Genomic DNA, 12,604 nt, shown 5'->3' with positions numbered 1-12,604 from the left:
AACAGGCCGCATAGAGGGATTCACAATAGCATGTAAAACAATACCGAGCTGCAACAGAATTGCATTGTATAAACACTTAACCTGACATAACATGAAAAACTATCTTCTCATATCCATCATGACCCTGGTCGTTTTTGCTGCCTGCAAGCCTGGTCATAAAAAGGAAGCACAGCGAAAAGCTGCCATGGAGACCGACACCGTTATTTCGATTCCGGCCCACACGGTGAATGTATACTACTTTCACGGCGACAAGCCCTGCACAACTTGTCAGACCGTAGGTAACGCGACGAAAGAAACGGTGATGAAATACTTTGCCGATTCAGTAAACGTACATTTCATCGATGTGAATATTAACCGCAGGCCCAACCGGAAACTGGCCCGTTATTACCACATAACGAATACGTCGATCGTTATTGCCGGCCGCGAAGGCTATGACAACCTGACCAAAGAGGCTTTCGATTACGCAGTTAAAGAGCCCGAAAAATTTCAGGGCCTGTTAAAGGAAACTATTATGCAACGGGAAGAGTATAACAGATAATAATCGTAACCATACCCATTCATTCCCCTGTTGTTTGTTCACAACGAACGGCAGGGGTATTTTTTTGGAGATAGACTACAACCAGCCCTTGCGATGGAAATACCAAAGGGTTAAAACAGAGGATGCCAGCATCAGAACAATGGCAAACGGATAACCAAAACTCCAGCTCAGTTCCGGCATAATCCGGAAGTTCATACCGTACATACTGGCAATTAAAGTTGGCGGCATAAATACCACGGCTACCACCGAGAACATCTTGATGATTTTGTTCTGCTCAATGTCAATCAGTCCCATCAAAGTGTCCTGCAAAAACTCGAGACGTTCGAAGCTGAATGCCGTGTGTTCCAACAGCGACCCCGTATCCTTCAGCATAATACGCAAACGTCCCTCCTTCTTGTTCACAAAACGCTCGCTCTTCAGGATAGCAGACATCACCCGCTGCTTGTCCATGATATTCTCACGCAGCAACATGGTAGCTTCCTGCAACTGGGTAATCTGTAGGATACTTTCTTCGTCCAAATCCCGGTCGATACGGATCTTTTTACTGATTTGATTGATACTTCTTCCCACGGCCTCCAACAGGTCGGCATCATAGTCGATGCGCACATCCAACACGAGCAGAAACAAGTCGTATCCGTCCATATCAGTGACCGATTGTGCCTGAAGACGGCTGTATACGTTCTTGAAAGAGTCGACTCGGTCGTAGTGATAGGAAAAAAGAACCTGGTGTTTGATGATGAAGGAAACCGGCATGTAATCGTAGCGTCCGTTTTCCATTTTCATGTAATTGGAGTTAGCAATAATGGTATCATCCGTTTCGAAGTAGCGGGAACTACTTTCGATCTCTTCGGCTTTTTGCCAACTCAGCAGCTTGATGTTGTATTGATTTTCGACTTGTTTTCGTTCCTCAGGAGTCGGGCTTTCCAGATCAATTCCGATGATCTCTTTATCGCCAAAATCCGAAATCGAATCCCGGACTTTCTCCATATGAACTCTTCCATTTTCCTTATACAGGAATGTAATCATAAGCTGCAGGATTTGTTTGTGAGACAAATACCCCTTTACATGCCGGCCATCAATCTCCGGAAAAAAATGACATCATAGAACATCATTTTACAGATTCACAGCAGGTCTGAACCGGGCTACACAAAATTAATAAATTCGGCGGGGCGAGCACTACCCTGCCACTTCCTTTTTCCGTAACCGGAAAAGGTTTACTCGTTCGTAAACTCGTATAACATCGCGATATCTTCGGCCCAGGCTTCCGTGTTGGGTGTTTCCAGAATGATGGGAATATCGTCGAAACGGTCGTCCTGCATCATTCGGCGGAAAGCCTCCTTCCCGATAAAACCTTTGCCGATAGCGTCATGCCGGTCAACACGGCTACCCAGCTCTTTCTTCGAATCGTTCAGGTGAATGCCTTTCAGGTATTTCAATCCGACAGCCTCGTCCAACTTTCGGAAAGTCTCTTCGTATCCTTCATCGGTAATCAAATCGTATCCGGCAGTAAAGGCGTGGCAGGTATCGATGCAGACACCGACGCGGCTCTTATCTTCTATCTGCTCGATGATTTCCGCCAGTTGTTCAAAAGAAAATCCGAGGTTGGTTCCCTGTCCCGCCGTGTTCTCGATTACCGCCGTCACACCTTTCGTTTTTTCCAACGCCAGGTTAACCGAACCCGCAATCTTCGACAAACATTCTTTCTCCGAAATCTTTTTCAGGTGGCTTCCCGGATGGAAATTCAACAATGACAAGCCCAACTGCTCACAACGTTGCATCTCGTCCAGAAAGGCATCCTGCGACTTTTTCAAACCTTCCTTTTCGGGGTGTCCCAGGTTAATCAGGTAACTATCGTGCGGCAGGATGTGCTTCGGGTCGTAGCCGTACTTCTTACAGTTCGCTTTGAAACCGTCGATGTTTTCCTGCGTTAACGGTTTGGCCACCCACTGCCGCTGGTTTTTGGTAAACAAAGCAAAGGCTTTCGCTCCGATGGCGTGCGCATTCGCCGGTGTATTCTCCACGCCTCCTGCTGCACTCACGTGTGCTCCAATGTATTTCATCAGTTTATCATTTATTTTCAATTGCCTGATGGAACTAGTCCCGACGTTTCGGGACTCGTTTCATATTCTTAATTTTCTCCTTTAACGAAAAACAAAAGACAGCCCACAAGCTATCGTCAAATCTGTTTTTCTTTCATCCTGATAAAGGATTAACAAAATAAAAAGTTCGTTTCTGTTAAACAAAATAATTAACAATGCCTGTAAGGTATTCGCCTGTTGTCTGCTTTGCAAAGGGCGGAGATACTTTCCATTTTGTAAATAAAAAGGAAAACACCATCTTGGCGTCATCAAATGATTATTTGAGCAAACCAAGATGAAAAAGAATCTATTCCTGCTTATCCTGCTGACTGCTATTCCGTTTTGGAGCAGCGCACAGCAAAACAATCAACAAGACAACCAGAAAAAAGAGATAAAAACCGGATGGAACATGGGCGCATTGCCGGCCATTTCGTTCGACAGCGACCTGGGCTTCCAGTACGGAGCGGTCGTTAACTTCTTCAATTACGGTGATGGAAGTAATTACCCCGACTACGACCACTCGTTGTATTTCGAAGTTTCGCATTACACCAAAGGCAGCGGAACCTATCGTTTTTATTATGATTCGGAAGCGTTGATTCCGGGTATCGAGCTGACTACAGACCTGAGTTACCTTCCCGACCAGGCATACGATTTTTACGGCTTCAACGGTTATGAGGCTGTTTACAATAAGGATTGGACCGATGATACCTCACCGGATTACCGTACGCGGATGTTTTACAAGTTCCATCAGAAACTTTTCCGGTTTAAAACCGATATCCAGGGCGACTGGGGCGATTCGAATTTCCGCTGGCTGGTCGGTTTCAACCTACTGAACTTCAACATCAGCTCAGTCGATGTAGATAAACTGAACAAAGGGAAAAAGGAAGCCGATAAACTGCCGCCAGTGAGCGAGCAGCCCGGACTGTACGAAAAATACCAGCAATGGGGCATCATTTCGGCAAAAGAAGCCAACGGTGGTTTTGTCCCAATTGTGAAAGCCGGACTGGTTTACGATACCCGCGACAACAAGCCTAACCCGATGCACGGCATCTGGGCAGAAGCCGAACTGGCCACTGCACAAAAGTTCATGGGTGCCGAAAGCAGTTTTACCAAGCTATCGATTACCCAACGTCAATATTTCACTATCGTGAAAAACGACTTGTCGTTTGCCTACCGCATTCAGTGGCAACAAACCATTGGCGGACACGCGCCCTTTTACTACCAGCCGCAAATCATTGCTTCCGCACTGCGCGGTTCCTCTTCATCGGGATTGGGAGGCGCCAAAACACTGCGGGGTATCCTGCGGAACCGCATTGTGGGTGACGGCTTTGTGATGGGGAACACCGAACTGCGCTGGAAATTTGCCCGGATGGAGAAATTCAAGCAACATTTCTACTGGGGACTGAACGGATTCCTCGACTTCGGCCGCGTCGTGAAGAAGATGGATATCCAGAACAAGATTTCCAACATGAACGAGCCGATGAACCAGTATTTCAATTTTGGTGCCGAGAAAATGCATTACAGCGTCGGTGGCGGACTGCGCCTGGCCATGAACCAAAACTTCATCGCGGCACTGGACTACGGAATTGCCCTAGACAAACAGGATGGTGATTCGGGTATTTACATCGGTTTGAACTACCTGTTTTAGACAAACGCATTTCTACTACGACATACCATGATTGGTTTCGACAACGGATTGTTCAGGGAACTACGGGTTATCTCGGTTCCGGTTACCAGCCTCTCCATTAACCGGGGATATGGGGCTTTTGATTTTTTTGAAGTCATTAACGGAAAACCGTTTTACGGAGAGCGGCACGTCGAGCGCTTCGAACGTTCTCTCCGGTTGTTGAAGCTAACAATTGATTTCCTGCCCCGTCTGCCGAAGACGATAGAGGAGATAATCGGGCACAACCGCATGGAACATGGTTACATCAAAATGTTTGCGTTGCCTCATACACCACGTACTGGAGACTCTTATCAGGCGGCCCTATACATCTTCCCCACGGAAATGCCACAATACGCTCCATCGCTATATGAGCAGGGAGCTCACTTAACACTGAAAGAGTTCAGCCGTTTTCTGCCGGAAGCCAAATCGACCAACTACCTGGCGGGGCAATTCTGGGCGGATGAAGCAACCGACTCCGGAACAGTCGACATTCTGTACCATAATGGTAAAACGGTTCAGGAAACATCGCGCGGAAACATCTTTATAGTGAAAAACGGAATGGTTGTCACACCTAAAGAGAACATTTTAAAAGGAGTAACCCGAAGCATCGTGTTGGACATTCTTACAGATCACCCATTCAATTATCAGGAAGCAGAGATCAGCTTAGAAGATCTAATGACGGCCGATGAAGTATTTCTGGCCAGTACCACCAAACGAATCATGCCCATTGTGCAGATTGACGGAGGAACCATCGGCAACGGACAGCCCGGAGCCATCACCCGGCAAATCATGGAAGACTTTCATCGGATTAGGGAAGATTACTGACCTGACCGACAATGCCGTTTTATGAATACACTGCTATAAGCCGTGCGTTCATGGAGACGCAAAGCATTGCGTCTCTACCCTAAACTGATATCACTAGCCGGCTTTCGGTTGAACCGATAACTTTTTCTGCAAAGACTCATACGCAGCCAGTTTGTGACGGTAGCCCAGATTCAAGGGCAACAAAGCCCGTACAACCGTTCCCGGATGCAAATATCCGGATGCTCTCCCCACCCGCCGGATGATGCGATCGGTTCGGTAAAACTGCTGCTGGACCCAGACCGTCCCGTTATGCAGCTCCCTCACACTCATGTTCAATGGCTGATGCACTACATGGAAAAAATCGTAGTGGCTCCAGTCCCTGTCGAAGATGCGGCCTTCCCTGTCCAGTTGTTCATAGAGCGGCGTACCCGGGAATGGTGTTAAGCGAGTAGCCTGAAGGACCTCGATATTGGCTTCCAACAGAAAATCGAGGGTATCGGCAAATACATCCGGTCCGTCGTTGTCGCTGCCAAAGATGAACCCCGCAAAAACACCAATTCCTGCCCCATGAAGTTTCTTCACCGCTTCAAGGTAGTCCACCCGCTTATTGCCGAATTTTTTCCAGTTTTCCAGGCTCTGCCGCGAAAGCGACTCGAAGCCGATAAACAACCCGCGACAACCGCTCTGAGCGGCCAAACGGAGTAATTCCTCGTCTTCGGCAATGCCGATACCGCATTGACTATGCCACTGCTTTTTCAACGGAATCATGGCTTTAAACAACTCACGGGCATATTCCTTATCAAGCGCAATGTTATCGTCCATGAACAGCACTTCGCGGCCCAGGCCTTTCAACTCCTCCACTACTTCGCCCACCGGACGGATACGCAGCCGGTAATGGTTGAAACGAGCCACCGAACAGAACCCGCACCGGTTAAAACATCCACGTGTGGCTTGCAGGGTATTGGTCGTGATGTAGGCCCGCTGGCGGAGCAGGTTCCGGTCGGGTACCGGCAAGCCTGCCAAATCAACCAGCTGGCTCCGGTAAAATGGCTTCAACCGGCCATTCATGTAATCTTCCATCATGCGGGGAACGCTGCTTTCGGCTTCTCCAATGCAAACAGCATCGGCATGTTGAATCGCTTCATCCGGCATGAAGGTAGGATGATAACCACCGAAAATAACGGTCTTGCCTTTTGCCCGGAACCGATCGGCAATTTCGTAAGCCCGGGGGGCGTTGTAGGTCATAAACGAGATGCCGATGATATCTGCATCATCATCAAAATCGACCGGCTCCACATCCTCGTCAACAATCTTTGTCTCGACATACAGCGGCATGGAAGCAGCCACATACAAACTGGCCAGCATGGAAAATCGGAACACGCCGGAATTAGCCGGACGTTGATGGACGCCAATGCGCCACAACGGAGAGGTGGGATTAATCAGGGTAAACTTTATTTGGGTTCCCCGATGCATGGCTGCAGGTTTCGTTTCTATAAAGTTACGGGACTTTCCGACAGGAACATACGTGGCGTTCATAAATATTCGGGGTTAAACGCTAGCTCTGTTTCATAAATACTACCCAGCGATCGTAAAGACGTAATACGCTACGTCTCTACAACAGCCCGAAATCATCACCCGCCAAATCATGAAGGAATTTCAACAGAGTAGGGAGAATTACTATTGAGTCTTGTTCAAAATTATCGTTCAACAACCAACCATAACCAACTCACTAACAACTCATCAACAACTGAACCACAAAATCCAAATCATTGAGATAGTAAATAATAAAATATTTTTTATATCTTCCCCTTCCCAAGGGAACAGCAGTTCCATGACAGATAAAATAATCAGTTTACAAATTAAGAACATGAATGTCATGTTCGTATTATATGTTGCCTGAAAAACAGGCTTAAAAGAGGACCAGATTAACCTAAGCTATGCCTATGTAAAAATCTAAGCAACACACATCACAACTACACCGGCTTGTACCCAATAGCACATGTCGGAGTATTATCCAATCCACTAGTTGACATTACGATAAAAACGAACCAGACTAAAACGCGATTAATTTTTGGGTAACGGATAAGGAGTGTACCAGGGACTAGTGAAACGATACAGCTAATCCCGATTGGAGTGGTATGCCCTGATTTCTAACCTACACAGAGGTTCATTAACTAAAACTAGTTTTCTATGAAAAAGAAAAGGATTCTTTTCCACATTTTGATTGTGGGTTTAATCGTATTGTCATTTACCGGAAAAACCAAGGCTCAAAACGACGCCATGATGCAAGCCTTCTACTGGAATGTGCCGGTTGACGAAACAAACAAAAATGGTACCTGGTGGGACAACCTGACATCGAAAGCCAGCGAACTGAAAAATGCCGGAATTACCGGAATCTGGATTCCTGCCCCATCCAAAGGTAACTGGGGAATTACCGATATGGGCTACGGAATTTACGACCATTACGATTTGGGGAATTACAATCAAAAAAACACGGTCGAGACGCGCTTTGGATCGCGTGCCGAATTGGAGAACATGATAGCCACCATGCATAATACAGCCGGAGGTGCACCCTACCTGAATATTTATGCTGATGCCGTACTCAACCATGTATATTCAGGCGACGAAAACGACGAAGCCAATCCGGCCGTAAAAGGATATGTGTTCGACGAAGCTTTCCGAAACAGCACTCAATACGTGCCTTACCCTACCAACGAAATTAAATGGGTCATTCCCAATGCGGCTCCCGGTAGTTATTACATCAAAATTAAGGGGTACTATCTCGATTACTCCCTTAGCTACACCGATCGGGGCTATGACTGCGAAATTGATTGGACGGGTACCGGATTTAGCGGCGCGTACAACTGGGAGACCGAGCCCAATAACGGAAACGGCGATACCAATGATTTCGGAGTTTCAGGTTCTACCATGCGTGGATTTATCGGTTACGACGGTGACATTGATGAGTACAAAGTTACCTTGACTTCAACACACGACATCGTCATCAAACTCACCGCCCGCAGTCAGGCTACCGACGGAAGCTGGAACTGGGCCGATCAAACACACGGTTACTATCCATTTGAGATTTGGTATAACGGAACCAATCTGGCGACTTCAACATTGGAAGCTCATACCAATACACATATTACTTATGTGAATCACACCGGAACAGGTGAAGCAAATTATGCCTGGACCTATACCGATTTCCATCCGGTAGATGCCAATGACTTTTTAACCGGTTGGAACTGGAACGGACAAGATGCCTTAATCCCCAATACCAAAGGATTTGGAAACGATTTCAATACTTACAGTGCGACCGTACAAAGCCGCTTGAATGCCTGGGGCTACTGGATGGCCAATCAAATTGGGTTCGATGGATTCCGTCTTGATTTTGTGCGTGGATACCAAATTGATTTCATTTCCTCGTGGATTAACAACCTACCATTGGAAGGTGGTGCCCAGCGTTTTATCGTAGGTGAATATTGGGGAGTTGATTACCAGATTAAGAACTGGGTAGAAGGATTGGCCGCACAAGGTGCCGATGCCGATGCTTTTGACTTTCCGCTGAAAAGCTCATTAACCAGTATGTGTAATGGCGATGCCAGTTTCGATATGCGTTGGCTGAATCATGCCGGAATGGTGCGTAACGATCAGGGAAATGCCTTACCGGGAACTTCGGTCGTTACCTGGCTCGAGAACCACGATACGGGAAAAGAACATGACAAATGGGTAACCAAAGACTGGAAAATGGGCTATGCTTATATCCTTACCCACGAAGGTCGCCCCTGCATTTTTTATCCTCACTACTTTGGTGTTACACTGGTTGACAATAGCAATTCCAGCCTTACAGTTCCGATTCCATCAAGTCTGAAAGACGATATCAACAAACTGCTTTTTGTCCGTAAAACCTATTTGAATGGCGGACTAACAGTGCTGACTGAAACCGGAGATCCATACCCTGCTGGGAATGCAGCCAACGTATACGTGGCTCGTCGTGATGGCAATGGCACAAAGGACGGCGCGATTGTCGTGATAAATAACAACTCTTCCACCGAAGGTGTATGGGTTACAGCTAATGCTACCGGTTTTTCAAACTGGTCGAACACCACCTTAAAGGAAGCTTTTACCGGGGCAACGACTGATGTTTATGCCGACGGCCGCGTTTGGGTTGAAGCGCCCGCCCGTGGTTACGCCATCTACGTACAATCGAACGATTACGAACCCTATACTGCCCCGCTAAAAGCAGCCACCATTCCCCCGTTAGATCAAAACAAGGTAAGCGTCGAAGGCATGGTGGTCTATCCCAATCCCGTGAATGAGATGGCAACCATTTCTTTCACCTCCGGCGAAGACGGAATAGCCAATATTCAAATCTTTGATGCTGGCGGACGTGTGGTTAAATCATGGAATCAATCGGTTTCAGAGGGGAAAGAAAATACCATCCAGTGGAGTGCACAGAAAGAACGATCCGGTTTGTATTTCTGTACGATTTCCGTCAACGGGAAGGTGAACCGGCAAAAAATTATTGTCAGACACTAATACCTTAAAATCCATATCATCTAAAACCTGACAGGTTGGTCAGTATGTCTCCAGACCTGTCAGGTTTGCTTTAACTGCTAATACAGTTAAAAAAATACCACCGCCATGAACGATGTGACAATAGAAACGTAACATGCTACGTTTCTATATACAAGGACATTGGGTTTTTTCATACCTTTCGTTTCCGTATTGACGAATAAAGACTAACACCATTCATGAACCTGTTTCTATGAAAAAGACCTATCGATTTAAGAAGGCGTTTGGTCCGGTGGCCTCCACTTCCGGCGTCATTGTTTTTCTGGCAGGAATCGTGGCCAGCTATTTTTCTCTCACCGGGTTGGCCCTGGTGTTTATTGGCAGCTTCCTCGGGTTCACCAACACCAGCACCACCATCGATTATTACAATCGGAGAGTAAAATTCAGCAACAACCTGTTTGGGCTGATACGCCTGGGAAAATGGCGCGACATTTACTGGGATATGCAACTTCACCTTGTAACATCGCGGGAAGTGTTTACCTCATACAGCCGGGGAAACCGCTCGCTGGATACCGAAGTAAAACAGACTTTTGTCGAGCTGTACGACGCCAAAGGGCATTCCCTCCTTCCGCTGAAAAGCATCGGTAAAAACGAAGACCCGGAAAAGGAACTGGAACGGTTGCGTCTGAGCCTCGGATTAACGACGGAACCGGTGTAAGCCGGAGCGGAAAAACGAACAACCATGGGTAAACCCAATAAAGGAAACGGCGCCCGGACCAAATTCAGGACTTTCCTGAAAAGGTTAGTTTGGCCTATCACCCCGATGACGCTAATAACCGTTGTCGCATTAGTAATTACAGCCTGGGCGTGGATTATCTATTTTATCGACAAACCATCCGAAGCCTTAGTGGTTGCCGTCACTACTGCCCTAACGGTTTTCACACTAACACTTTATGTGGTTGACCGGTCATTAATCAGAATTCTTTCTTACCGTAAACTGACACTGGGCGAAATTGTAGTTGGAATCGTGGCTTTTCTGTTCATTTCATTTCAGAACAGAACCCTCGACATCAACTTTCACACGGATAAAAATTTCATTGTGGTCCTGTTCGATTCGAAAGAAAAGTCCCTTTCCGATTTTCAACGCAGCGGAATTTTCAGCAAAGAGCTAGATGTGTATAACACCCACGTCGTGCACCTCGACAGCTCTCTCGCTTCCATCCCAAACCTTCGTATCAACGAACCGGCCCAGTGGAATGCCTTTAGCCAACAAGAAGGCCGAATCGTAATAGATGGGCAATCGGTTCAATACATTTTAAGCTCAGACAATCGCACCAATCCATATCTGCACAGGAATCCACAACCGTATATTGACAGCTTGCTGAACCTGGTTATTCAGGAACAGAAACCGGCTGGTGAAAAGGATTGACCGGGGCGTGCGCGATGCCTGGTAGAGACGTAGCATGCTACGTCTCTACGGCCGAGCCACCAGCTTTTTCGTACCTTTCCTATTCAATTCCAAAAAATTATGCACCCGGGTGTAATAATCCGCGACGTAAGCCACTAAACAAAGAAAAGAGAAAATTTGAGCAGCGATTTTTATACAGCCTACATTCTTCCCTATTCGGCTTTGATCATCAAGATTTGCCGGGCGTATACCAACACGCAGGAAGATTTTGAAGATTATTACCAGGAGGTATGCCTGCAAATCTGGAGGACGCGGGAAAAGTTCCGCCGGGAGTCGGAATGGAGCACATGGGTCTACCGGATATCGCTGAATGTTTGTTTGACTTTGCTGAAGAAGAAGAAAAACAACACGCAGCATTTTGCCTCCGACTATCTGCCCGAAGAAGAAACAGAAGACAGCCATGCTTTTGCCGACGAAAATCTGAATGTGCTGTACGATGCCATCAGGCGGTTGTCGGAAGTGGACCGGGGTGTTATTTTACTCTACCTGGAGGAAAAATCGTACCAGGAGATCGCAGATATCACGGGTACGAATGCCAACAACATTGGCGTACGCATTAACCGGATTAAAGAACGATTAAAGAAACTGTTAGATGGAAAAGTCAATTGAAACCATTTGGAAAGAAGGCTTTTTAGAAGCGGACGCTTTGGTGGTCCCCAAATTAAACAACCTGTACACGCAGAAATCGATGCACATCGTCGAGAAGTTCAAGCGCATGTTTCAAACCAACTTACGAGCCATTGTGATTGGGGGCGTTGTCATTTTGGGCGCTTCTTTTGTGGTCGGGATACCCGTCATGGGCATCATGGTGTTTTTGATTGCCGGCGCCATTGTGCTGGTCAACCGCACCTTACAGAAAAGGCTTATGGAAATCGAGCCGAATGTGAGCAGCTACGAGTACGTCAAATCGTTTGACCATTGGTTGAAAGAGCAGATTGACGTCAACGCCAGGATGGCCCGGTTTTATTATCCGTTCTTCTTCCTGTCGATGGTTTTGGGCTTTTGGTTCTCCGACTACCTTCCGTTGGTAACGAGACATCTTCCTTCCATTTATTTCGTGAACGGCATCCCGGTATTTTGGTTGTTGGGCGTGTTCATCATCATGGGGATACTCTACGCTGTTGGCGGACGGCTTTACAAATGGGACCTGCAGATTGTGTATGGCCGGGTATTGAAAAAACTGGACGAAATCCTTTCGGATATGGAGAAACTCAGGGTGTCTTATCCTGAAATAGCTTGACGTAAAAATCAAGAAAATGAAAAATGGAAAAGAGACCATGTTGAGCGATCACATGGAAGGATTTCAGGAAAAACCGATTAATTACAATGATTACGAAGTTAGTTTCAGGCGCTGGCTGGTCAGCCAGATAGATGCAGAAAAGATGAGTTTTCAGCAGGCACGCGACCGGTTTGATTTAGGTTCCCAGTACCGGCGCATTGTCAGGAACTGGCAGGAACGTTATTCCGATGATATTCACTTATCTTTACAGGCGATGAGTGGAAAAGAAAGAACAGATGTAAAAGCGCTGGAGAAG

At 46.8% G+C, this 12,604-nt stretch carries 12 protein-coding genes; 9 read left to right on the top strand and 3 right to left on the bottom strand.

The genetic code is table 11. From position 1 onward, the window contains the following. The first annotated feature begins 91 nt into the window (after window positions 1-91). On the top strand, window positions 92-538 hold the full coding sequence (locus CLV93_RS16670; RefSeq protein ID WP_146142049.1) for a nitrophenyl compound nitroreductase subunit ArsF family protein: 447 nt from the start codon (window positions 92-94) through the stop codon (window positions 536-538). Window positions 539-613: 75 nt separating this feature from the next. On the opposite strand, the gene corA is transcribed toward CLV93_RS16670, so the two are convergent. Next, the gene (gene corA / locus CLV93_RS16665) at window positions 614-1,564 is read right to left on the bottom strand and encodes a magnesium/cobalt transporter CorA (protein ID WP_106543355.1); all 951 of its coding nucleotides are present in this window, start codon (window positions 1,562-1,564) and stop codon (window positions 614-616) included. A 188-nt stretch (window positions 1,565-1,752) separates the two neighbouring features. Next, window positions 1,753-2,598, bottom strand: a complete 846-nt coding sequence (gene nfo, locus CLV93_RS16660; RefSeq protein ID WP_106543354.1) for a deoxyribonuclease IV — start codon at window positions 2,596-2,598, stop codon at window positions 1,753-1,755. Between the two features lie 313 nt (window positions 2,599-2,911). Between nfo and omp85 the strand changes: the two genes are divergently transcribed. Together omp85 and CLV93_RS16650 are read left to right on the top strand one after the other, a co-directional pair. Continuing rightward, complete coding sequence (gene omp85 / locus CLV93_RS16655) at window positions 2,912-4,264, top strand: Omp85 family outer membrane protein (RefSeq protein ID WP_106543353.1); 1,353 nt, start codon at window positions 2,912-2,914, stop codon at window positions 4,262-4,264. Between the two features lie 27 nt (window positions 4,265-4,291). Then, window positions 4,292-5,107, top strand: a complete 816-nt coding sequence (locus CLV93_RS16650) for an aminotransferase class IV (RefSeq protein ID WP_106543352.1) — start codon at window positions 4,292-4,294, stop codon at window positions 5,105-5,107. A 93-nt stretch (window positions 5,108-5,200) separates the two neighbouring features. On the opposite strand, the gene CLV93_RS16645 is transcribed toward CLV93_RS16650, so the two are convergent. Then, window positions 5,201-6,622 (bottom strand): B12-binding domain-containing radical SAM protein, encoded by a 1,422-nt coding sequence (locus tag CLV93_RS16645; RefSeq protein ID WP_106543351.1) that lies wholly within the window; start codon window positions 6,620-6,622, stop codon window positions 5,201-5,203. A 654-nt stretch (window positions 6,623-7,276) separates the two neighbouring features. Here CLV93_RS16645 and CLV93_RS16640 point away from each other — a divergent pair. From CLV93_RS16640 to CLV93_RS16615, 6 genes are all read left to right on the top strand, one after another. After that, complete coding sequence (locus CLV93_RS16640; RefSeq protein ID WP_106543350.1) at window positions 7,277-9,625, top strand: alpha-amylase family protein; 2,349 nt, start codon at window positions 7,277-7,279, stop codon at window positions 9,623-9,625. 229 nt (window positions 9,626-9,854) lie between these two features. Further along, entirely contained in the window at window positions 9,855-10,319 is a 465-nt protein-coding gene (locus CLV93_RS16635; RefSeq protein ID WP_106543349.1) for a hypothetical protein, read from the top strand. Window positions 10,320-10,343: 24 nt separating this feature from the next. After that, window positions 10,344-11,030 (top strand): hypothetical protein, encoded by a 687-nt coding sequence (locus tag CLV93_RS16630; protein WP_106543348.1) that lies wholly within the window; start codon window positions 10,344-10,346, stop codon window positions 11,028-11,030. A gap of 156 nt (window positions 11,031-11,186) precedes the next feature. Then, window positions 11,187-11,678 carry an RNA polymerase sigma factor gene (locus CLV93_RS16625; RefSeq protein ID WP_106543347.1) on the top strand — a complete coding sequence of 164 codons (492 nt, stop codon included), beginning with the start codon at window positions 11,187-11,189 and terminating at the stop codon, window positions 11,676-11,678. Next, window positions 11,662-12,309, top strand: coding sequence for a hypothetical protein (locus CLV93_RS16620; protein ID WP_106543346.1), 648 nt, complete (start codon window positions 11,662-11,664; stop codon window positions 12,307-12,309). The genes CLV93_RS16625 and CLV93_RS16620 overlap by 17 nt, the downstream gene beginning before the upstream one ends. A 16-nt stretch (window positions 12,310-12,325) precedes the next feature. Next, on the top strand, window positions 12,326-12,604 hold a 279-nt coding region (locus CLV93_RS16615), incomplete at its 3' end, for a hypothetical protein (RefSeq protein ID WP_146142048.1).

Source organism: Prolixibacter denitrificans (genome assembly GCF_003014495.1).
Taxonomy (GTDB): Bacteria; Bacteroidota; Bacteroidia; order Bacteroidales; family Prolixibacteraceae; genus Prolixibacter; species Prolixibacter denitrificans.
Note: the sequence above shows the minus strand (reverse complement) of the source record. Positions and strands in the feature narration are given on the sequence as shown.